This window comes from Comamonas sp., assembly GCF_036643215.1.
GTDB lineage: Bacteria > Pseudomonadota > Gammaproteobacteria > Burkholderiales > Burkholderiaceae_C > Comamonas.
Window position 1 is genome coordinate 53399 of the sequence record NZ_JAVXSJ010000009.1, and the last position, 22174, is coordinate 75572.

General features: G+C 60.2%; 20 protein-coding genes. 12 read left to right on the forward strand and 8 right to left on the reverse strand.

What is annotated here, in order from left to right:
• Position 1 precedes the first annotated feature (1 nt).
• From RSF91_RS08340 to RSF91_RS08360, 5 genes are all read left to right on the forward strand, one after another.
• A complete protein-coding gene (locus RSF91_RS08340) occupies positions 2-1165 on the forward strand; it encodes an acyl-CoA dehydrogenase family protein (RefSeq protein ID WP_332567980.1) in 1164 nt (387 codons plus the stop codon).
• A 53-nt stretch (positions 1166-1218) separates the two neighbouring features.
• The gene (locus tag RSF91_RS08345; RefSeq protein ID WP_332567981.1) at positions 1219-2841 is read left to right on the forward strand and encodes a benzoate-CoA ligase family protein; all 1623 of its coding nucleotides are present in this window, start codon (positions 1219-1221) and stop codon (positions 2839-2841) included.
• 76 nt (positions 2842-2917) lie between these two features.
• Positions 2918-3379, forward strand: coding sequence for an acyl-CoA thioesterase (locus RSF91_RS08350; protein ID WP_332567982.1), 462 nt, complete (start codon positions 2918-2920; stop codon positions 3377-3379).
• A gap of 2 nt (positions 3380-3381) precedes the next feature.
• Positions 3382-3774, forward strand: a complete 393-nt coding sequence (locus tag RSF91_RS08355; RefSeq protein WP_332567983.1) for a RidA family protein — start codon at positions 3382-3384, stop codon at positions 3772-3774.
• A 176-nt stretch (positions 3775-3950) separates the two neighbouring features.
• The gene (locus RSF91_RS08360; protein ID WP_332567984.1) at positions 3951-4622 is read left to right on the forward strand and encodes a GDSL-type esterase/lipase family protein; all 672 of its coding nucleotides are present in this window, start codon (positions 3951-3953) and stop codon (positions 4620-4622) included.
• Between the two features lie 16 nt (positions 4623-4638).
• On the opposite strand, the gene RSF91_RS08365 is transcribed toward RSF91_RS08360, so the two are convergent.
• The 3 genes from RSF91_RS08365 to RSF91_RS08375 all read right to left on the reverse strand — a co-directional run bounded on the left by RSF91_RS08365 (position 4639) and on the right by RSF91_RS08375 (position 8381).
• Positions 4639-5820 (reverse strand): phospholipase A, encoded by a 1182-nt coding sequence (locus tag RSF91_RS08365; RefSeq protein WP_332567985.1) that lies wholly within the window; start codon positions 5818-5820, stop codon positions 4639-4641.
• Between the two features lie 51 nt (positions 5821-5871).
• The gene (locus tag RSF91_RS08370) at positions 5872-6195 is read right to left on the reverse strand and encodes a hypothetical protein (RefSeq protein WP_332567986.1); all 324 of its coding nucleotides are present in this window, start codon (positions 6193-6195) and stop codon (positions 5872-5874) included.
• A 113-nt stretch (positions 6196-6308) separates the two neighbouring features.
• Entirely contained in the window at positions 6309-8381 is a 2073-nt protein-coding gene (locus RSF91_RS08375) for an ATP-dependent helicase (protein ID WP_332567987.1), read from the reverse strand.
• 282 nt (positions 8382-8663) lie between these two features.
• Between RSF91_RS08375 and RSF91_RS08380 the strand changes: the two genes are divergently transcribed.
• From RSF91_RS08380 to RSF91_RS08400, 5 genes are all read left to right on the forward strand, one after another.
• Positions 8664-9401 (forward strand): hypothetical protein, encoded by a 738-nt coding sequence (locus RSF91_RS08380; RefSeq protein WP_332567988.1) that lies wholly within the window; start codon positions 8664-8666, stop codon positions 9399-9401.
• Positions 9398-9961 carry a GTP-binding protein gene (locus RSF91_RS08385; RefSeq protein ID WP_332567989.1) on the forward strand — a complete coding sequence of 188 codons (564 nt, stop codon included), beginning with the start codon at positions 9398-9400 and terminating at the stop codon, positions 9959-9961. Before RSF91_RS08380 ends, RSF91_RS08385 begins: the two co-directional genes overlap by 4 nt.
• Positions 9958-10356, forward strand: coding sequence for a roadblock/LC7 domain-containing protein (locus tag RSF91_RS08390; RefSeq protein WP_332567990.1), 399 nt, complete (start codon positions 9958-9960; stop codon positions 10354-10356). The genes RSF91_RS08385 and RSF91_RS08390 overlap by 4 nt, the downstream gene beginning before the upstream one ends.
• An 84-nt stretch (positions 10357-10440) precedes the next feature.
• Positions 10441-10800: a hypothetical protein gene (locus RSF91_RS08395; protein ID WP_332567991.1), complete on the forward strand. Its 360-nt coding sequence runs from the start codon at positions 10441-10443 to the stop codon at positions 10798-10800.
• Positions 10801-10927: 127 nt separating this feature from the next.
• On the forward strand, positions 10928-11878 hold the full coding sequence (locus RSF91_RS08400) for an AEC family transporter (RefSeq protein ID WP_332567992.1): 951 nt from the start codon (positions 10928-10930) through the stop codon (positions 11876-11878).
• A 166-nt stretch (positions 11879-12044) separates the two neighbouring features.
• Here the strand turns inward: RSF91_RS08400 and RSF91_RS08405 are convergent, their stop codons facing one another.
• The 3 genes from RSF91_RS08405 to hemE all read right to left on the reverse strand — a co-directional run bounded on the left by RSF91_RS08405 (position 12045) and on the right by hemE (position 17335).
• Positions 12045-13166 (reverse strand): asparaginase, encoded by a 1122-nt coding sequence (locus RSF91_RS08405; protein WP_332567993.1) that lies wholly within the window; start codon positions 13164-13166, stop codon positions 12045-12047.
• Positions 13167-13361: 195 nt separating this feature from the next.
• Positions 13362-15527: a replication restart helicase PriA gene (gene priA, locus RSF91_RS08410; RefSeq protein WP_332567994.1), complete on the reverse strand. Its 2166-nt coding sequence runs from the start codon at positions 15525-15527 to the stop codon at positions 13362-13364.
• Between the two features lie 692 nt (positions 15528-16219).
• Entirely contained in the window at positions 16220-17335 is a 1116-nt protein-coding gene (gene hemE, locus RSF91_RS08415; protein ID WP_099739968.1) for a uroporphyrinogen decarboxylase, read from the reverse strand.
• A gap of 298 nt (positions 17336-17633) precedes the next feature.
• Here hemE and RSF91_RS08420 point away from each other — a divergent pair, with 298 nt between their 5' ends.
• Positions 17634-18494 (forward strand): GNAT family N-acetyltransferase, encoded by an 861-nt coding sequence (locus tag RSF91_RS08420; protein ID WP_332567995.1) that lies wholly within the window; start codon positions 17634-17636, stop codon positions 18492-18494.
• Between the two features lie 68 nt (positions 18495-18562).
• Here RSF91_RS08420 and RSF91_RS08425 read toward each other — a convergent pair whose 3' ends face one another.
• Entirely contained in the window at positions 18563-19078 is a 516-nt protein-coding gene (locus RSF91_RS08425; protein WP_332567996.1) for a hypothetical protein, read from the reverse strand.
• Positions 19079-19372: 294 nt separating this feature from the next.
• Here RSF91_RS08425 and RSF91_RS08430 point away from each other — a divergent pair, with 294 nt between their 5' ends.
• Complete coding sequence (locus RSF91_RS08430) at positions 19373-19759, forward strand: VOC family protein (RefSeq protein ID WP_332567997.1); 387 nt, start codon at positions 19373-19375, stop codon at positions 19757-19759.
• A 13-nt stretch (positions 19760-19772) separates the two neighbouring features.
• Here the strand turns inward: RSF91_RS08430 and RSF91_RS08435 are convergent, their stop codons facing one another.
• Positions 19773-22082, reverse strand: coding sequence for a protein-disulfide reductase DsbD family protein (locus tag RSF91_RS08435; RefSeq protein ID WP_332567998.1), 2310 nt, complete (start codon positions 22080-22082; stop codon positions 19773-19775).
• Positions 22083-22174 lie beyond the last annotated feature (92 nt).

Below are 22174 nucleotides of genomic sequence, written 5' to 3' on the forward strand. Positions count from 1 at the left end.
CATGGCAGACACCAGCTATCTGAAATGGCCCTTTTTTGAGCCGCACCACGCCCGTCTGGCGCAGTCGCTTGATGCCTGGGCTACGCAGAATATTGCGCATGAACATGGCTCTGATGTGGATGCCGAATGCAAGCAACTGGTCAAGGCGCTGGGTGAGGCTGGCTGGCTCAGGCATGCCGTGGCAGGCCCGGCCTATGGTGGCGCGGGCGAGCAGATTGATACGCGCGCCATTTGCCTGATTCGCGAAACGCTGGCGCGGCACAGTGGGCTGGTCGATTTTGCGTTTGCCATGCAGGGGCTTGGTTCTGGCGCAATCTCGCTGGCAGGCACAGAAGAACAAAAAAAGCGCTACCTGACACGCGTTGCCAAAGGCGATGCGATTGCGGCCTTTGCGTTATCAGAGCCTGATGCAGGGTCGGATGTCGCCGCCATGGCCTGCGAGGCCATGCTGGATGGTGATCACTACGTCATCAACGGCGAGAAGACCTGGATATCCAACGGCGGCATTGCCGATATTTATGTCGTTTTTGTACGCTCGGGCGAGGCACCCGGCGCACGCGGCATATCGGCGCTGATTGTGGAGGCAGGCACGCCCGGGTTTGAAATTGCCGAGCGCATCAATGTGATTGCGCCGCACCCGCTGGCGCGGCTCAAGTTCACTAACTGCCGCGTGCCAGTGAGCCAGCGCGTGGGCGCGGCGGGTGAGGGATTCAAGGTCGCAATGCGCACGCTGGATGTGTTTCGCACCTCCGTCGCCGCCGCATCGCTGGGCTTTGCGCGCAAGGCGATGGACGAGGCCTTGCACCGCGCGACCACGCGCAAGATGTTCAACGGCGTGTTGGCAGATTTTCAGCTGACGCAGGCCAAGATTGCGCAGATGGCGACGCAGATCGACAGCGCCGCGCTGCTGACCTATCGCGCGGCATGGATGCGTGACCAGGGCGAGAACGTGACGCGCGAAGCGGCGATGGCCAAGATGACGGCGACGGAAAACGCCCAGCAGGTGATTGATGCGGCCGTGCAGATCTGGGGTGGGCTGGGCGTGGTCAGCGAGCAGCCGGTGGAGCGCCTGTACCGCGAGATTCGCGCCCTGCGCATCTACGAAGGTGCGACCGAGGTGCAGCAGCTCATTATTGGGCGCGATGTCATCAAAAACCATAGCTGATGCCGCTCGCAGCTAAAGCGCTAGAGCCTGTTTTTGCTTGAAAGGTCGGAGTCATGTCGAACACCGTTTCGTACACCGCGCATATCGATACCTTCGCGGCTGACCATCTGCCGCCGCCTGAGCTGCAGCCAGAGTTCATCTTCGAGCTGCCCGCGCTGCAATTCCCCGAGCGATTGAACTGCGCGGTGGAATTACTCGACAAGCATGTGCGCGAAGGGCGAGGCGAGCGCCTCTGCATTCAGGCCGAAGGCGTGCGCTGGACTTATGCCGACCTGCAGGAAAAGGCCAACCGCATTGCCAATGTGCTGGTGCAGCAAGGCCTGGTGCCGGGCAACCGCGTGCTGCTGTGCGCGCCCAACAACCCGATGATGGTGGCCAGCTGGTTTGGCGTCATTAAAGCCGGTGGTGTGGCAGTGGCGGCCATGCCGCTGCTGCGGGCCAAAGAGCTCTCCACCATTGTCGATATTGCGCAGATCAGCCATGCGCTGTGCGACGAGGCTTTGCGCACCGAGGTAGTGAGTGCCAAAGACAAATGCGCGGTGCTGCAGCATGTGCTGTTCTTCAATAGCAATAACGCTGCCGATGCGCTGGAGCCCTTGATGGAAGCCGCACCGACACAGTTCAACGCCGTCGATACAGCTGCGACGGACACTTGCTTGCTGGGCTTTACCTCGGGCACCACGGGCATTCCCAAAGCCACCATGCACTTTCACCGCGATGTGATGGCGGTGTGCGCCTGCTGGCCGGTTAGCACGCTGCGCGCCAATGCTGACGATGTGTTTATTGGCAGCCCGCCGCTGGCGTTTACCTTTGGGCTGGGCGGGCAAGTGCTGTTCCCCATGGCCATTGGCGCGAGCATGGCCTTGCTGGAAAAAGCCGGCCCCATGCAACTGGTGGATGGGCTGGAAAAATTTGGTGCCACGGTGATGTTTACCGCACCGACTTCGTACCGCGTAATGTCGCAGCAAAGCGAGCGCCTGCGCAGAACCAAGCTGCGCAAATGCGTATCAGCAGGCGAGGCATTGACGGTATCGACACGCGCCTTATGGAAGGCTGCTACGGGCATTGAAATCATCGACGGCCTTGGGTCGACCGAGATGCTGCACATCTTCATCTCGCACCGCGAAGAAGATGCGCACCCCGGCGCCACCGGCAAGGCCGTGCCCGGCTACCACGCCAAGGTGGTGGGTGACGATGGCCATGAGCTTCCCGCAGGCACCGTGGGCAAGCTGGCCGTACAAGGGCCCACGGGCTGCCGCTACTTGAATGACAGCCGCCAGGCCAAATACGTAAGCCGGGGCTGGAACCTGACGGGCGATGCGTATTTGATGGACGAAGACGGCTACTTCATCTACCAGGCGCGCACGGACGACATGATTATTTCGGCGGGCTACAACATCGCCGCACCCGAGGTGGAAGAGGTGCTGATGCAGCACGCCGCAGTGGCTGAATGCGCCGTGATTGGCGTGCCAGACAGCGAGCGCGGCCAGATCGTCAAAGCCTTTGTGGTGCTGCGCGCAGGCTATGCCGCAAGCGATGCCATGGGCATGGAGCTGCAGGACTTTGTGAAGAGCACGGTGGCCCCTTACAAATATCCGCGTGCTGTGCAATTTGTGGCCCAGCTGCCGCGCACGGCCACGGGAAAGCTGCAGCGCTTTCGCCTGCATGAAACCTGATTGCTATGTTTTTAAAAGCTGCATGCGTATGAGTGGTAAGCCATGCAGGCTGTTTTGATTGAAAGAGCTGGTTTTTATGAATGACGTGGCGGTGAATTCAAAGCGCTTTGCGGTGCAGGTGCCGATTCGATTTGCGCACTGCGATCCGGCGGGCATCATCTTCTTTTCGCAGTATCTGGTGCTGTTTAACGGGTTGGTGGAAGACTGGTTCGATCAGGCGCTGGGCGTGAGCTATGCACACATGCTGCAGACCGACAAAGTCGGCCTGCCCATTGTTCATCTGGAGTGCGATTTTCGCGCTGTCACCCGCATGGGTGAGATGGTGAATATGGGCCTGACTATCAGCAAGCTGGGCAACCGTTCATTGACGCTGGCGCTGGACTGCACCGGGCCTGATGGCCAGCTGCGTGTTGCAGCGCAGAAGGTGCTGGTCTTCACCAGTCTGCAGACGCATCAGGCCATCAGTGCTCCATCTCATATACGCCAGGCCATGGAGCGCTGGTTAAGTTCATCCAATCCATCAGAAAACAGGAGCTGAACATGCAAGTACTGCTGCCACCGGGCTGGCCCCGGCCCAAAGGATATGCGAATGGCGTGGCCGTGAGTGGCCGCCAGATTTATGTTGCCGGCATGATCGGCTGGGATGCACACGGGCAGTTCCACACCGATGATCTGGCGGGGCAGGCCCGGCAGGCCATGCAGAACATTGTGGAGGTACTGGCGGCAGGCGGGGGCAAGCCAGAGCACATTGTGCGCATGACCTGGTACATCACCGACAAGAAAGAATATCTGGCCAAGCAGGCCGAAATTGGCAAGGCCTATCGCGAGCTGATTGGCTCCTTCAGCGTGGCAATGACTGCGGTGCAGGTGGCAGCACTGATTGAAGACCGGGCAAAGGTAGAAATTGAAGTGACGGCGGTGGTGCCAGACTGATCCCTCAGCCTGATCTGCATAGCCGCTGGGCCTTGGCTGCAGCGGCTTTTTTATGGCTGATGAAGGGCTGTTTTTCTGTTGTGCAGAAACGCATGCTCTGGGACGTGGGAGCTGGGCTATCCTCGGCGAGAAGGGGCTTTCCTAGTCGCTGCCATTCCATTGTTTTGAGAGATGCCATGAAGCCGATATTTGACCCGTACCGACGCCATGTTCTTCAAGGTTTTCGTGCCGCCGCAGTCGTGGCTGGCAGCGCGATGTTGCTGACTGCCTGCGGTAAAAAAGTGCCTAAAGCAGCGGCTATTTCTGCAGGTTCAACCGTGCTGGCGCTGGGCGATTCTTTGACGCAAGGTGTGGGTGCCAGTGCGGACACGGCCTACCCCAGCGTGCTGGCTGAGCGCACGGGCTGGAAGGTGGTGAATGCCGGTATCTCGGGCGAGACCAGCAGCCAGATTGCAGCGCGTCTGCCCGGTTTGCTTGATGAGCATCAGCCAGCCTTGGTGATCTTGTGCGCCGGTGGCAATGACTGGCTTCAGCGCAAGAGCGCGCAAGCTGTGCAGGCAGATATCAATGGCATGCTGCAGTTGTGCAAAAGCAAAGCCATTCCCGTTTTGCTGGTGGCGGTACCTGAGCTGAGTCTGAGCGCCGCGCTGACTGGGCGCATGAAAGATCACGCCATCTACAAAACGCTGGCCGAAGACAAGAAGGTGCCGCTTCTGGCCGATGCATGGAGCGATGTGCTCAGCGATAGCGCGCTGCGCGCTGATCAGGTGCATGCCAATGCTGCTGGCTATGCCCGGTTTACGGATCTGCTGGTGGCGCAGGTCAAGGCTTCGGGTTTTCTGGCCTGAAGCCCGACTGCTGCGTTTAAAAGTCCAGCAGGCTCAGGCCTACGCTCAAGACCGTACGTTTTTTGTTGTAGTCGATCAGGCTGTCGCCATAGCCGCTGAACAGCTGGACATGCAGGCGCAGATTGCTCTTGCCGCCGTTCCAGCCGTCGCCCAGCGTGCGCAGCCATTCAACGCGACCCGAGCCCTTGCCTTGGCCTAGTGAGCCGCGTGCGGCCAGGCTCAGGTAGTTTTGCTCGTTGACGTTCCAGCCCAGCTTGATTTCGCCGCGGCCGATGTAGTCCTGAATGTGGGGGTTGTCGTCTTCCAGCGCGCTTTCTTTCATGCGCTTCCAGATCTTGGCGTTGACTTGCCAGCGATTGCCCAGCTCGGCGCCGGTCATCAGATACCAGCGGTTCCAGCTGCGTGAGAGCGGATTGCTCTGGCCGTTGGACTGGTGCACCAGCCCGATGCCGGAATAGCGCCAGCGCCAGCCAAAGGGCAGCTTGGCATCTGTGGGGTAGACGTAGAAGACTTCTGGCTCATGGTCCGTGGTGCGGAAGGGGCGCGAGATGTCTCCGTTGAACAGCTGCCAGTAAGACTGCTGGGTGTAGCCAAACCACAGCGAGTCCTTGCCCGAGGAGGTGGGGCCGGTCAGCAGGCCGGAGGCAATCTTGGTGCGTGCCGAGAGCTGCAGTCGCATTTCATGCTTCTGGTAGGGCTGCTCGGTGGCCAGGCCACGGCTTGACGAGTAGGGCTGCTGATTGACCTCATCGCCGATGGCCACGGAGACCGACATGGGCCGGTAGCCGCGGAAGTTGAAGGTGCCGCAGTCAGAGCCGGGTTCCAGCTCGAAGTAACGCGACATTTCGCTGTAGCGCGGGTCGCGGCAGCCGCCGTTGGTGGGCGTCAGGGGCAAGCCGGTCTCGGTCAGGGCGATCACGGGGGCTGCATTGCTGGCGGGAGCTTGCGCAGCAGGCTCCTGCGTGCTGGCAATGGGTGCGGCCCAGGTTGTTGCCGGTGGGGGTGTTTGCGGGTTTTGCTTGATTGCCCAGGCATCAAAGCAGGCCAGGCGGTCGGTATTGCTGGTGGTGGCCGCGCATTGCTGCCAGCTCTCTGGCGCGGGTATTTCTGCGCTGGCGCTGGCGGGCGTCAGGCCGCTTAGCAGCGCCAGGCTGATGCTCAGCGGCAGTGGTTGCGGGATAAAAGGGCGGTAGCTCATGGGATCAAATGGGTTCGCAGGCGGGTTGCCAAGGGCAACGTCAGAAGCCGTTCAAGGCTTGGCCTTGCGCATGATGAACGCATGGGATGGAACATTTTCTCCCTCCAGGTAACTGCCGTGAATTTCTGTACCGCAGCTGTCTTTAGTCACCTCACCGAGCCAGGTGCCGGTGATGCGTGAGCCATCTGCACTTTCTTCCAGTGTGACAGAACCCTGGTTCACATCGCCCACCATGGGGTGGGTACTGCCGAGGCGGCTGACGCTGCCTTTGACATTGCCCTCCCACTCAGGGTGCGGCCCCAGAACGATACGAATGCTTTCGTCACTGTCTTTGATTGAGCCTAGCCACTCGCCTTGCAGTTGCTTGTCGGTCATCTGCCAGTCTTGCGGGCAAGTGCTGGTAATGCTTGGGTCAAATTGGGCCCAGGCGCCCGTTGCACAAGCGCTTGCAGCTATGAAAAGCAGAGTTCTCAGAGTCATGTTCGGAATCAATTGGCGGCACCCGGTGCGGCCGGGTTTTTGCGTGCGGCAAATTCTTCGCGCAGTTTGCGCAGCTTTTCGCGCGGGTCTTCTTTGGCAGTGGCAGCGTCCAGCCCCATCTCTTTGATGAAGCGGCTTGGCATGCAGGCCACCATTTCGCGGCCTTTTTTACGGCGTTTGGTCCAGCTTACGGCCAGCGTGCGCTGGGCGCGCGTGATGCCCACGTACATCAGGCGGCGTTCTTCCTGCAGGCGGGCCGCTGTTTCATCGCTGACCTTTAGCTGCTTGCCATTGTCATCGTCGAGCTTGAAGGGCAGCATGCCCTCGGTCACGCCGACCTGCATGACATGCGGCCACTCCAGACCTTTGGAGGCGTGCAGGGTGGATAGCACGACCATGTCCTGCTCTTTCTCCCGTTCACTGATGGTGGAAAGCAGGGCAATGTTCTGCGAGACCTCGAGCAGGCTCTTGACCTCGGTCTCTGTGGTCGTCCCCGCGGCATCTTCAATCTTGCCGCCTGCGCGCTGGGCCATCCAGTCGCAGAACTCCAGCACATTGCTCCAGCGTGCAGAGGCTACGGACTCACTGTCTTCGCTGTCGTACAGATACTGTTCGTAGCCAATTTCCTTGAGCCAGTCCATCAAAAAGGCACGAGAAGCATCGACTCCCAAGGTATGGCGAGCGCGATACTCCAGGTCGTTGATGTAGCGGCCAAACTCCAGCAGGCTCTCGAAGGCTTTCCTGGGCAGGGCGTCCTCCAGCATGGCGTTGAACAGCGCGCCAAACATGCTCAGTTTGTGCGCGCCTGAGAATTCGCCCAGCTTGCCCAAAGTGGTGTGGCCAATGCCGCGCTTGGGTGTGCCGATGGAGCGCAGAAACGCCGGGTCATCGTCGTTGTTGATCCAGAGGCGGAACCAGGCGCAAAGGTCCTTGATTTCCGCCCGGTCAAAGAAGCTGGTGCCGCCTGAGACCTTGTACGGAATGCTGGCCTTGCGCAGAGCCTTTTCAAACGGTTTGGCCTGGTGGTTTGCGCGGTAGAGGATGGCGAAATCCTTCCACGCAGGCTGCGGGTTCATGCTGGCGCGTAGCCCCTGAATGCGGGCCACGGCACGCTCGGCTTCATGCTCTTCGGTGTCGCAGTCGACGATGCGCACGGGCTCGCCTTCACCCAGTTCAGAGAACAGGGTCTTGGGAAACAGCTTGGGGTTGGGGCCGATCACATTGTTGGCCGCCCGCAAAATAGCGCTGGTGGAGCGGTAGTTCTGCTCCAGCTTGATGATCTTGAGCTGCGGAAAATCAACGGGCAGCTTCTTCAGATTGTCCAGCGTGGCGCCGCGCCAGCCGTAGATGGACTGGTCATCGTCACCCACCGCGGTGAAGTGGCCGCGCTCGCCCACCAGCATCTTCAGCAAATCATATTGCGTGGCGTTGGTGTCTTGATATTCATCAACCAGCACATGGCCCAGCAGACGTTGCCACTTCTCGCGTACTTCTGGGTGGCCCTTGAGCAGACGCATGGGCATGCCGATCAGGTCGTCAAAGTCCACGCTCTGATAGGCGGTCAGGCGTTCTTCGTAGCGCTGCATGATGAGGGCCGTGCTGCGCTCGTTGTCGTCCTGGGCCATTGCCAGCGCCTTGCGGCTGTCCCAGCCGTTGTTTTTCCAGCCGCTGATAGTCCACTGCCACTGGCGCGCGGTGGCTACATCGGTGGTGCCCCCGGCGCAGTCTTTCAGAATGCCGGTCACATCGTCGGTATCCAGAATGCTGAACTTTGGTTTGAGGCCGAGGATGTGACCATCCTCGCGCACCATGCGCACACCCAGTGAGTGGAAGGTGCAGATCAGCACTTCCTTGGCCTGCCGGCCAATCAGCCCGGCAGCGCGTTCGCGCATTTCAGCGGCAGCCTTGTTGGTAAAGGTAATGGCCGCAATGCGGCGGGGTGCCAGACCGGTCTCGATCAGACGACCAATCTTGTGCGTAATCACACGGGTCTTGCCCGAGCCAGCACCGGCCAGAACAAGGCAGGGGCCTTCGGTGTAATGCACGGCCTGAAGCTGAGCGAGATTGAGACCAACGGACATGACGCAGAGTGACCCATCATCAAAAACAAGGACTGGGAGCATACCGCCTCACTGTGAACAGGCCTGATCGCGTTCCTCACAACTGACAAAAAGGAGGGGCACAGTGAGCGCTTTGCCTACATTTGTGAATTCGTGAAGCTCTAATAATTAGTTGTAATAAGGTGTTATTTTTGTAGTGTGAAAGATTGTGTAATGTTTGTCTGAATATGCCGAAGATCAAGCGGGTTTGCTATGGTTTGATATGGGCTATTTATTTTTTCTATAACAGTTAGGGTGCTTTGCATGGCGAGAACCATTGGTGAAGTGAGCTTGGCTGCAGAGCTCTGGACGCCTGCTGTACAGCAGCGCTTTGAGTCTCTGTTTGCTGTGGCTGCACGCAAGTCACTGTCTGGTTGGCGTCAGGTGCCCAGGCATTTGGCTGAAGTGCTGGTGCTTGAAGGCTTTGCGCCTCTGGTGTCGAAGGACGAGACAAAGGCTCCCTGTGTGGTTTACGTGGGAGGCGAAGCCTCTAAGCAACCGCTGGGGCGCTCTTCGCAGGGCTGGGCCGCGCATCTGGATGTGGACTTCACACTGTCCGATCTGATTGACATGCTCGACCGTGCGGCGGTCTTTCTCATGGACTGGAGAGCACGCCAGAAAGTCAGCGTTACGCTGACTTTGCAGCGGGCTCTGGAAGATCTGCAGCAGCAAGGCTTTGACTGCATGCACCGCTTTCAGCTGCGTTCGTGGATCGCGTTGCCCGGCAGTGCGAACACGGCCCAGAACATGCGAGTGCTGGCGCTGCTGTCACGTGGGCCGATTGATGCCAAGTCCATCAGCGATCACTCGGGCATTGAAATGCCTCAATTGTTTACTCTGTTGTCTCTACCTCAGGTGCAGGCAGTATTGCGCTGCAGTTTGCGAAGCTCTCAGGAGCCATCTGCAGCGCCCATATCAACAAAAACGCAGCCAGCTACGTCGGTCACGCGCCAATGGGTGAGCAAGTTGACGGGCTGGATTACGCGCGGAGGACGTTCATGACACCTTTTATGCCCCAGCCTGGTCAAGGCTTGATGCGGGTGAGCCTTTTAGGCCCTATGGGCATCGGCAAGACCACGGCTTTGCGCAGTCTTTGTGGACAGTTCATGGCGGGCAGCGATGTTCGCAATCTGGACAAAGGGGCGCACGCCAAAGAGTTCACCACCGTCGGCGCCGAGTTTGGCGAAATTGATCTGGGTTCTGGTGAACGCCTGCAGCTTGTAGGCAGCCCTGGCCAGGACCGTTTTGACTTTGTGCGGCGCTGGGTGCTTTCTGCATCGGTGGGCGCACTGCTGATGGTTGATGTCAATGATGCGGATGCTGTGGAATATGCCTCCGAGATGTTGACCGGCGCGGCAGAGCTGGACTCGGCGCCTTTGATGATTCTCCTCAGCTGCCGCACTGCCAATGGTGCGCAGCTCGAAGCTTTCAGTGCGGCCTTGATGGCCAAGGGCCATGACGTTGTGCCCGTTGTCGAGGCAGACCCCCGTGATCGCCAGCAGATGCTGGACGCCCTCGGTGTGTTGGCATCTCTGCTGTCCCTGCAAAGTCAGACCCTATGAAGACCAATACTCCTTTTGTTATCCCGACTCATGTCATTGAGGCCGGCCAAGAAATTCTGACGCGTGTGGTGGCCCCTGTGGCGGGCGTGCACATTGCGTTGCTCTGCACCCCCGACGGCTTCGAGATTACGGCGCTGCGCATTCGCAGTGAGTTGCCTACCGAGCGGCTGTCCGCCATGGCGGGCTCGCTCATGGCCATGGCCAAGGCCGTGGCCAATGAAATAAGTCACAAGGATTGCAGACGCCTGACGTTTGAGACGGAGTCGGGCACGGTGGTTTTCCAGGCAGTGAACGGAGCATTCCCGGCCGTTCTCTGTCTGGTTGTCGATCAGAACGCCTTGCTGGGTCGCGCACTCTGGGCGGCTGGTGAGGTTTCAACCGGGTTCCTGCCCTGAAAACAGGCGCACCGGGGTTCTGTGTTTGAAGTATGCGCAGTTGTTGCGTGGGTTCCTTGTCTTGCTTTTTTATAAGGTGGATTTATGGCCTCTATTCAAGATTCTCTGAATGCTCTGATGACCTCTGACGGCTCCATTTGTGGCGCACTGGTCGACAGTACTAGCGGCATGCTGATGGGGAGCGTGGGCAGTGGAGTGGACATGGAACTGGCAGCTGCTGGCAACACCGAAGTGGTGCGTGCCAAGATCAAGACCATGCGCATGCTGAACCTGAACGATCAGATCGACGACATCCTGATTACGCTGGGAAAGCAATACCACATCATCCGTCCTGTGCCTGCTAACGACGGTGTGTTCTTTTACCTGGTGCTGGACAAGACTCGAGCCAATCTGGCTCTGGCTCGCCGCAAGGTGGCCGAAGTGGAAAAAGAGCTCAAGCTCTGAGGCGCTCAGTTACGCCGTTTACAAAAGCCTGCCTTGCGCAGGCTTTGTTTTTTGGTGTCAGCTCCGGCTGAAATTTTTTCATGGCGCAAGTGCAAGAGCGAAACCTGAGCGCTGTCACAATTTGTGCGTGCTGTCCGTACTACTCATCACCTTCCCCTTCTTTGCGCTGGTGGCCTGCGGTTTTATCGCCACCTGGCGCGGCGTACTGCCTCAGGCGGCGATTCCCGGCCTGAACGCCTTTGTGCTGTTCTTTGCGCTGCCCTGCATGCTGTATCGCTTTGGCGCGCAGACGCCCATTCATCAGCTGCTGGATATCAACGTCACTCTGATCTACCTGCTGTGCGCCGCTGTGATGGTGGGCGCCACGGTCTTGCTGACCCGCAGGCGCATGGGCTGGAACGATGCAGCCTTTGGCGCACTGGTTGCCGCCTTTCCCAACACCGGCTTCATGGGTGTGCCCATGCTGGCAGCGCTGCTGGGCGCGCAAAGTGCGGGGCCGATCATTGTCACCATGGCCATCGACATGATCATCACCACCTCCGCCTGCATCGCGCTGTCGCGGCTTGATCTGGCGGGTGGCCAAGGTGTCTGGACTGCGGTGCGCAACTCGCTCAAGGGCATGGCTGCCAACCCCATGCCCTGGTCCATCTTGCTGGGTGGTCTGGCATCTGCCATGGGCTGGGTGCTGCCCGGTCCTGTGGATAAAACCGTGGCCATGCTGGCGGGGGCAGCCTCTCCCGTCGCCCTGTTCACCATCGGCGCGGTGCTGGCCCGCTCGCAGATGAATAGCCACGAGAACGTAGCCGCGCGTGACTATGTGCCGATTGCACTGGCCAAACTCATCGTCCACCCCCTGCTGGTCTGGGCTGTGGGTATGAGCGCCATGGCCATGGGCTTGCCGCTGAGCCAAGAAACACTGGTGGTGCTCGTGCTGCTGGCTGCACTGCCATCCGCCAGTAATGTCTCGTTGCTGACCGAGCGCTACGGTGCTCACAGTGGCCGTGTGGCACGCATCATCTTGGTCTCGACCAGTTTGGCTTTTCTGACTTTTTCCGCCGCTGTGGCCTTGATGATCTAGCAAAAACAATAGCGGTTTGCGCAAGCACCACCTGCGCAAGCCGCTGTTTTGATCTCTAACCTGAAATCAAGCATGGTCCAGCAAAGAGGCAGCCAGCAAGAGCCGCCTCGCGGCAAAGGCTGCCGTCCCCTTGAGGGGAAGCCGCGTCAGCGGCTCAGGGGTGGGCTTAATACTCCCAGAACATCCGCTGCAGTTCCTTGGTATTCGCTCCCTTGGTCAGCGCCAGCATGGTCAGCAGGCGGGCCTTTTCGGGGCGCATGTCGTGGGCGACGACCCAGTCGTACTTGTCATCAGGTTGCTCGGCGTTGCGCAGCACAAAGCCATAAGGCACGCGCGATGAGCGAACGATGAGCGTGCCCTTGGCGCGCGCATCCTGCAGCGGCTTGACCATGCGGTCAGCCACCGAGCCATTGCCGGTACCTGCATGAACAATGGCCTTGGCGCCCGCATCTACCAGTGCATTCACCGCCGTGGGCTGCACGTTGCCGTAGGCGTAGACGATGTCGACCTGAGGCAGCTTGTCGATGTTGTCGATGTTGAATTCGGAGTTATTGGTGTGGCGCTTGACGGGCGCGCGGAACCAGTAGTTCTTGCCTTCGACCACCATGCCCAGAGGGCCCCACTGGCTCTTGAAGGCACCGGTCTGGATATTGATGTCCTTGTTCACATCGCGGGCGGTGTTGATCTCGTCATTCATGGTGACGAAGACGCCCTTGCCCTTGGCATCCTTGGAGCCCGCCACGCTGACGGCGTTGAGCAGGTTCAGCGCACCGTCGGCAGACAAGGCCGTGCCGGGGCGCATGCTGCCGACCACGGCGATGGGCTTGTCGGTGTGCACGGTCAGGCTCAGGAAGTAGGCGGTCTCGGCCAGCGTGTCTGTGCCGTGAGTGATGACGATGCCGTCTACATCGGCCTGCTTGGAGAGTTGCGAGACGCGCTTGGCCAGTGTCAGCAGGTTGTCGTTGGTAAAGCTTTCAGAGGCGATCTGAAAGACCTGCTCGCCGCGCACATTGGCGACTTGCGCCAGCTCTGGCAGCCCGGCCAGCAACTTGTCCACAGGTACCTTGGCAGCGGTATAGGTTGCGCTGTTGACGGTGGAGGCACCCGCACCTGCAATGGTGCCGCCTGTGGCCAGCACCACCACATTGGGCTTGGCGGTCTGGGCTTTGGCGGCCTGCATGGCAGCAGGAGAGGCATCCTGCGCCAGCGCTGCGCCGGGTGCAGACAGAACGCCGAGAACGGCAATGGTGGCGGCCAGCAGTGTCTGGCGGAAGGCTTGCTTTTGCATGAAGTAGTGCTCCGTGATGTGATGGGTCGGCCTCTTGTGGAGCCGAGCCTCACACCATGCAATAGCCATGCCGGAATGCCCATTCGCGCAAATCCCGATGGATTTGGCCAAGCGTCACCGGGTGCTTTAAATTTCATAGCGCCCTGCGCTTGTTTATAAAGCGCTAGAGGCTAAAAAGGCTTGAAGTCAGACGCCTCAAATGCTGAGTGGGTCTACATCCACCAGCCAGCGCACCAGCGGCCTGTGCTCTGTCAATCCGCGCAGCCAGTGCAGATATTGCTGCCATGCGTTCAGAAAACGCAGCAGGGCGCTGCGGTTGGTGGCTTCCAGCAACATCTGGGCGCGCTCCACATTGGCCACCCGCTGCACCGCCATGGGGATGGGGGGGTAGATGAAAACTTCGTCCAGATAGGGTAGGTTTGCATCGCGTGCCACCTGCGTGGCGGCCAGCAGAAATGCCTGCGCAGCTTCCTGAGTGCGGGCATCAGCGCGCACGATGGCTTGAAAGGCGTAGGGCGGCATGCCGGCGTCAAGCCGCTCTTTGAGCTGCTGCTTGGCAAAGGCCGGGTAGTCGTGTTTGCGCAGCGCCGCGTAGACGGCGTTTTGTGCGTCGTGGCTTTGAATCCACATCTCAGGGTGGCTGTCCTGCTCCGTCACATATTGCGCATCGCGCCCGGCCCGGCCCGCGGCTTGCATGAGCAGGCAAAACAGCCGCTCTGGCGCGCGGTAGTCGCTGGAGTACAGGGCGCTGTCCGGCTGCACGGCGGCGACCAGTGTGATGCGTCTAAAGTCATGGCCCTTGGCCACCATCTGTGTGCCGACCAGTACATCCACATCGCCCGCATGCACCTGGGCCAGTTGCTTTTCCAGGCTGCCCTTGGTCTTGGTCGTGTCGGCATCAATGCGGCCCACGCGGGCAGGATTGCCATCGGGGCGCTGCACATTGCGCAGCAGTCGTTCCAGCTCTTCCTGCAACTGCTCCGTGCCCTTGCCCAGCGGCAGGATGTCGGGGTTGCCGCAGGTCGGGCAGGCAAAGGGTACGCGCTGCGTAAAGCCGCAGTGGTGGCAGCGCAGGGTGCGGTCGCCTTTGTGGAAGACCTGGTGCGCGCTGCAATGCGGGCAGTCGCTCTTCCAGCTGCAGTCGGCGCAAAACAGCACGGGCGCAAAGCCACGGCGGTTGAGCAGGATCAGGCTTTGCTCGCCGCGCTTCACGCGCTCGGTAATCGCGTCCAGCAGCGGTGGGGAAAACACCGCGCGCTTGGGCTGCTGGGTCATGTCTACCAGGCGCACCTTGGGCAGGCTGGCTGAGCCAATGCGGCTGGGCATATTGAGGCGCAGGTAGCGGCCCACCTCGGGCGTGCTGGCATGCCAGCTCTCCAGCGATGGCGTGGCGCTTCCCAGAATCACCTTGGCGCCTACCGCACGACCACGCCACAAGGCCAGATCACGGGCAGAGTAACGCGCGCCTTCTTGCTGCTTGTAGCTGGCGTCATGTTCTTCATCGACGACGATCAACGCCAGCTGCGGTACGCTGGCAAAGATGGCCATACGCGTGCCCAGAACAATGCGTGCGCGGCCGGTGTGGGCGGCTAGCCAGCTTTTCAGGCGCTGCGGGTTGGTCATGCCGCTGTGCATGCTGACCACGGCATCTTTGCCGTATTGCGGCGTGAAGCGGGCGACAAAGCGCTCTTCCAGCTGGGGCGTGAGATTGATCTCGGGCACCATCACCAGCGCCTGCGCTTCGGGGTTGGCATCCAGCAGGGCCTGCACGGCACGCAGGTAGACCTCGGTCTTGCCGCTGCCGGTGCTACCGTAGAGCAAAAATGGGCCAGATTTCTGCTCAATTTGCTCAAAAACCAAAGTCTGCTCTGCGCTAAGTGCTACCAAAGGGATAGTGGCTGGCGTGGCGGCGACTTCGGCAACGGTCTCGGCGGTTTCTTCTATGGCTTCGGCCTGCGCCTTTTTGCTACGGCTTTTGGGTTTGGCCGCTTTGGGCGGAGCCAGCCGCCGCGCCAGCTGCTCGGGCGTCATGTCGCGCAAATGGGGCGGCAGGGCTGACACGGCAATCTCGCCCACGCTGCGCTGGTAGTAGTGGGCGGCAAAGGCCACCAGACGCCGCCATTCCTGGCTCAGCGGCGCAATGCCTTCCAGCACCCCGGCAATGCCGCGCAGCTCAATGCCTTCGGGGATGGGCTCTGCGCCCGCAGGCTGATCCCAGACTACGCCCAGCATCTCCCGCTTGCCCAGCGGCACGCGCACCAGCGTGCCGGGTGCCAGTTCCTCATCGCTGCGGTAGCTGAGCAGATCGCCAACGGCACTGTGGGCAGGAGTCTGGACGGCAACGTGAACGATGTGGGACATGAGCGGGAAGAAGGGTTGGGGTCACCGGTCAGGCCGGCGTTCTAAGAGCTATAGCAGATTTTGAGGCCTGCAAAGGCTTTGTAGTCTGTGGATAACTTTGTGAGGAAAAATATGCCGAAGACGATACCCGGAACTTGTAAGTCAGAATTCAGTCAATCTGCAACAGATCTGATGAATTGAAAAATATAGATAAAACAAACACTTATGTTTATTTTTGGTGTTACTTGAAACTTTGATGGGTAAAGCGCTTACAGGGAGTCTGCTTTGCCATATCTGTGCATAAATCAGGCTTGGCGCTGCTGTCAACCGAGAAGCTCCCTAAACCTAAATGTGTGCAAACTCCTGCGCAAAGTCTGCAACTCCTTAATAAATAGCACTAATCCAAGCCCTTACAAGGGGCTGTACCGCTTTTTACCCGATGCGTGTGGATAACTTTTATCTATCAAGTGAGAGCCACAAGAAAAAATAAAAAAGCGCCAAATCTCATTGGCGCTTCATTTTTCAGGGTCTGAAATTTAATTCTTTTAAATCAAAGGCTTGCTTTGATTCTGTTACGCTAAAAGCAAGTGATTGTCGCGCAATAACCTTTTAGCTGACTGAGCCGTTAGTCCGGTAAAACCGGACCCAAAGCTCAGAAAGTGAGCAACAAGTGTCATTTCGCGGTGCACGTAGGCACTTGTTGCTGGTTGGGTTTAGCCCTGTGTGCGCAGCAGGCGCGAGTGGCTGTGCACCGCCTCGACCAGTGCGGCCACATGCTCAGGCGGGGTGAACTGGCTGATGCCGTGACCCAGATTGAAGATGTGGGTGGGGCCGGTGGTGCTGCGGTCTGTGTGGGGCTTGCCAAAGCTATCCAGTACAGCGCGGGCCTGTGCAGCGACTTGCTCGGGGGCGGCAAACAGCACGTTGGGGTCGATATTGCCTTGCAGCGCCTTGCCGGGGCCGCCGACCTGGCCGCCGACGATGGCGCGGGCCTTGCCCAAGTTGGCAGTCCAGTCCAGACCCAGCACTTCGCAGTCCAGATCCTTCATGTCATCCAGCCAGATGCCGCCGCCCTTGGTGAAGACCAGGCGGGGCACATCGGTTCCATCAACGCCGGTGCGCTTGAGCTGGGCCAGCACGCGCTTGGTGTAGGTCAGGCTGAACTCTTGGAAGGCGCCGTCGGCCAGCACGCCGCCCCAGCTGTCAAAAATCATCACGGCCTGAGCGCCTGCGTCAATCTGGGCATTCAGGTACTGGGCCACGCTGTCGGCGTTGACTTCCAGAATGCGGTGCATCAGGTCGGGGCGCGAGTACATCATGGACTTGACGGTGCGGTAGTCGTCGCTGCCTTTGCCTTCGGTCATGTAGCAGGCCAGAGTCCAGGGGCTGCCCGAGAAACCGATCAGTGGCACGCGGCCGTTCAGCGCCTTGCGGATGCTGGTGACGGCATCAAACACATAGCGCAGCTTGTCCATGTCGGGCACGGCCAGCGCGGCCACGGCGGCCTCGTCGCGTACGACCTTGGCAAAGCGTGGACCTTCGCCTTCGGCAAACGTCAGGCCCAGGCCCATGGCGTCAGGCACCGTGAGGATGTCGCTGAACAGAATGGCGGCATCAAGCGGGAAGCGCTCCAGCGGCTGCAGCGTCACTTCAGTGGCGTAGTCCACATTGGTGGCCAGGCCCATGAAGCTGCCGGCCTTGGCGCGGGTGGCCTTGTATTCAGGCAGGTAACGTCCCGCCTGGCGCATCAGCCACAGGGGCGTGTAGTCAGTAGCCTGGCGACGGCATGCGCGCAGGAAGGTGTCATTGGTCAGGGGGGCGAAGCTCATGACTCGATTGTCGCCCACTCTGGCTTTTCTATTCACCACATTCCCGAGCAGCAATCCACACCTCTGGGTGATGCAGCGTTTTCAGACCTGCGAACACAAGCATTGATACGTCGTTGCTTCGCCAGGATGTACTTTTGAGCTGCCCGCGGCTTCGCGCCTTTCAGGGGGGGGCTGTCACGCAAACGTCATGCAACTGCCATGGAGGCTTCATCTGCGCTTTTCACAATGAGGGCACGCAGACATACCGTGTGGCACAGGCAGGCCGCCGACTGCGTCCAACATTGAGAGGTAAGCAGGCATGAGGCATCCCGAGATACTTGAGGCGATTACCACATCCCAGGCATCGGCTTCGGCATCGAGATCGCCGCTTGCTTCTCTCCCCAGCCCCGCGCATGCTGCAGCGCCCGCTTTGCGCTTGCAGGTGCGCTGGGCTCGTCATCTGGATGAAGTGAGACAGGCCCAGCGCCTGCGCTACCAGGTCTTTGCCGAGGAAATGGGCGCTGTGCTGCAGACGCCTGTGGCTGGCCACGACATCGATTTTTACGACGACTTCTGTGAGCACCTGATGATCTGCGATGAAGTGCAGAACAAGGTGATTGGCACTTACCGGCTGCTGACGCCCGCACAGGCCCGTCGTGCCGGTGGTCTGTACAGCGATCAGGAATTCGATCTGACCCCCATCAACGCCTGGCGTGACCAGATGGTGGAACTGGGCCGCAGCTGCGTACATGCAGAGCACCGGCAGGGCGGCGTGATTCTGGCGCTGTGGGGCGCTCTGGCAGAGTTCATGCAGCGTAACCAGCTCGAAGCCATGGTGGGCTGTGCCAGCATTCCCATGCAGTACCCGGGTCTGGCCCATGGTGAAGGCCCGGCGCGCATCTGGCAGCAACTGCGTCAGACCCATCTGGCGGAGGCTGGGCTACAGGTTCGCCCGCGTGTGGCCCTGCCTGAAGAGTTGGCGCACATCAGCGATGTGTCGGCCGATGCGTTGAAGGTTGAGCCGCCTGCGCTGATTCAGGGTTATCTGCGCGCTGGCGCCAAGGTGCTGGGGGCTCCGGCCTGGGATTGCGACTTCAACACGGCAGACCTGCCCATCATGATGCGCATGCAGGATTTGCCATCGCGCTATCGCCGCCTGTTTGGCCGAATCCAGAGCTGAGAGCGGTTTTGAATCAAAACAAGCCTGCGGAAGTCACCGCAGGCTTGTTGGTTCAGACGCCGTTGATTTCAGGCAGCAGGGCTTTTTTCATCCTCCATGCCTTCTGACAGCTGGCCCAGTGAGCTGATCACCAGTCCCAGCATCAGGAAGGCATAGGCCGCAATCGCCAGCAGCAGGCTCATGCTGAAGCCCCATTGCAGAACGGAGCAGGCCCACTCCCATGAGTCGTACAGCGTGCTGCACTGGTTGCTGGCGGGCATGTGTACGTACCAGGTGATGGCAATCCACATCAGCACCAGCATCAGCACTACGGTGCGCAGCTTGTGGCTAGGCGTCTGCTGCAGGCTGTGCAGCAAGACCAGAGGAATGGCTGCGCCCCAGACAAACATCATTAGCCAGCTCGTTGCAGGCATTTGTTCAAGCATTTGCTGCAGCCAGTGCATCTTGGGCATGCTGTTGATGGCGGCAAGAAAGTCCCAGACAAACGGCAAGGCGATGCCCGCAATGGCCAGACTCGCCAGCGCCAGCGCACGCAGCAGGCATTGCCGTTGATGAGGGGACGAATGGAGCAGACTGAGATGCATGGCTGACCTCCTGTGCAGTTCAGGCGGGCCGCAGTGGACAAAGCATGCATGGCTAGCAGAGGCTGGAAACTGCAGTTGAGCCTGGCTTGTGGGCAGCTCCAGTCTAGAACGTTTACCCTGTTTGTGCCATAGGTCTGATGCTGCCTGCAGCATGCGGCTGATGTGCACAGTCGTAAAGTTGATTGCACCCAGTTCATTCGCCGGGCTGGCTCTGGCGCCTGTGCAAAGCCGGGGCTAAGCTTGGCTTGCTCGACTCAGGGCCATGATCCCGCAGCGCCGGGCAAAGGAGCTTTTATGCTGAGCCATTCCGCTGTGACGACGATGCTGCCGGTCATCGATATGGTGCGCGCCCGCGCTTTTTACGAAGATTGTCTGGGGCTGGAGCCGGGGGCGCTGCGACCCGACGGGAAGTTTGTCTATCAGGTTGGCGGCAGTGCCCTGGCCCTGTTCCCTAAGCCGGGCGGCACCAAGGCCGAGCACACAGTCATCAGCTTCCAGGTGCCCGATATCGCTGCGAGTATTGAGGCGCTGAAAAGCCGGGGTGTGGTCTTCGAGGATTACGACTTCCCGGATTTCAAGACCGTCAATCATGTCTGTGTGCTGGGGTCCGAGAAGGCCGCCTGGTTCAAGGACACGGAAGGCAATTATCTCTGCCTGCACGAGGAGCTGGCGCAGGCCTGAGAAGGCCGGATAGCTAGATTTTTTGCAGTGCGTGCAGTACCTCGCTCTTAGACAGAAGCTCGCTCATCACCACGGGCGGCTTGCCCGGCACATACAGCACATAGACCGGTACGCCGCTGCGGCCCAGTGCATGCAGAGCCTGGGTAATGGCTGGGTCCTGCCGCGTCCAGTCGGCGCGCAGCAGCTGCACCTTGTGCTGCTCAAAAGCGGCCAGTACATCCGCATGGCTGAGCGTGGTGCGCTTGTTGACCTGGCAGGTCACGCACCATGCGGCGGTGAAGTCCACAAACACGGGCTGGCTGGCCGCTTGCAGAGACTGAACCTTGTCAGCCGTCCACGGCTGCCATAGTTCGCCTTCGCCGCTTTGCGCCTGTACCGGCTCGGCCTGCGGCGCGGTGATCAGCGGGGCCGCGTAATAGCCCACGCCGGCCACCAGCAGCAGGGCGATGGCGCTGAGTGCCAGACGGCTTTTGCCGCTCAGCCCCAGTGCCCAGATCAGCGCGGCCAGTACCAGCAGCAGGGCCAGCAGGGCGGCTGCTGCGTCCATGCCGCTTTGGTGGCCCAGCACCCACACCAGCCAGACCACGGTCGCAAACATGGGGAAGGCCATGGCGCGGCGGAAGGTCTCCATCCACGCGCCGGGGCGGGGCAGCCAGCTGACGACGGCGGGCACAAAGCTGGCAAGCAGGTAAGGCAAAGCCATGCCAACGCCCAGGGCGGCAAACACCGTCAGCGCCTGTGCGGCGGGCATATCAATCGCAAAACCCAGAGAGGCACCCATGAACGGGGCCGTGCAGGGTGATGCAATGGCCACAGCCAGCACGCCAGAGAGGAAAGAGTCCAGCACCGGGTTGCGCGCCTGCGCAATGGCGATATGGCTGGGTAGCAAGCTGCCGAACTCAAAAAGCCCCGCCAGATTCAGCCCCAGCACGGTGAACAGCGTCGCCAGCAGAGACACGACGATGGGCGACTGCAGCTGAAAGCCCCAGCCCAGCTGCTGGCCCGCAGCGCGCAGACCCAGCAGCAGCGCGCCCAGCGCCACAAATGACAGCACCACACCAGCGGTATAGGCCAGACCGCTTATTTTTTGAGCACGGCGATTCTGGCCGTGGCCTGCAAAGCCCAGCACCTTGATGGCCAGCACGGGAAACACGCAGGGCATGAGGTTGAGAATCAGCCCGCCAATCAAGCCGCCCAGCAGTGCGGCCCAGATACCTGTGTTGCTGGCGCTGCTGGTGGCGACCGGTGCAGTAGCCGCATTTTTGTTGGCTTCAAGCGCTGCGGCCAGAGCGGGGGAGACGCTGGCCAGCGTGGCAGGCGTCCATTGCCCTGCTACATCCAGCGTGCTGCGCCAGGCAATGGGCTCGCCCTTGTCCATAGCAGCGGCGCGGTCCTTGCCGGCTAGCGCGATGACGATGGCCAATTGCTTGGGCGTTTCGCTACGCATGTCAGACAGCGGCATACCCTCTGCCACCCACACATTGCCATTCCAGCGCTGCTGCCAATCCTTGCCGGACTCGGCGGCGTGCCTGAAGGTTTCGGCATTTTCGGGGTAGAACTGCAGCGCCTTGCCCTGAATGGCGGCTGGCAGGCCTGTGACGCGCAGGCTGATGCGGTCGTCCAGCACCGTGCCCTTGGAGGCATTGGCATCGGCTTGAATGCTGGCCTTGCCGTTATCGCTCAGCGCTACAGGTTTTTGGGCCTGCGCCTTGAAGAAGTCTTCGCTATGGGTAGCGGTGGTGCCGCCCACGGGAATCTGCAGCGCGAACTCGCCGCTTTCGGGAATGCATTCCACGCGGCAGATCAGCCAGCTGGCGGACAGGCGTACCTCCATCATGCCGGATTCAGGCGCCTTGAAGTCGCTGGCAACCTTGACCGGAATGGGCAGCAGCACGGTGTTTTCGTAGCCGTAATTGACCAGCGGGCCTACGCGCAGGGCGTGGGGCGTGGGCCAGTCAATGGCTCCAGCGCTCAGGCCGGCGGGCAGTTGCCACTGCAGCTCGGTCGGCAAGCCGGAGTCACCGGCGTTCTTCCAGTAGGTGTGCCAGTCGGGCTCATGCGCCAGCTTTAGGCCCAGCCAGAAGGTCTGGCCTGCGGCAATGCCATCGGGCGCTTGCGCCACTATTTCGGCGCGCACGCGCGGCGTCTGCACCACGGCGGCCGAGGTGCTGGTTTTGCTGCTGGATAAACCCAGATTGATTTGTGCTCTGGCGCTTATGGGTAAAGCGCTGACAGCTATCAAAATCAATGCAAAGAACCACAGTGCAAACGGACTGAGTCTAGGGCTGAGATTGAGGCGGCGGAGGATTGGAAGAGACGGCATGACCTGTGTTTGGAGCTGGGTTGCGCTATTTGGTTCCAGTCAGGCAGTATGCGCCGCCAAGGTGAAGGCTGTATGAGCAGATTAAGAGCTGC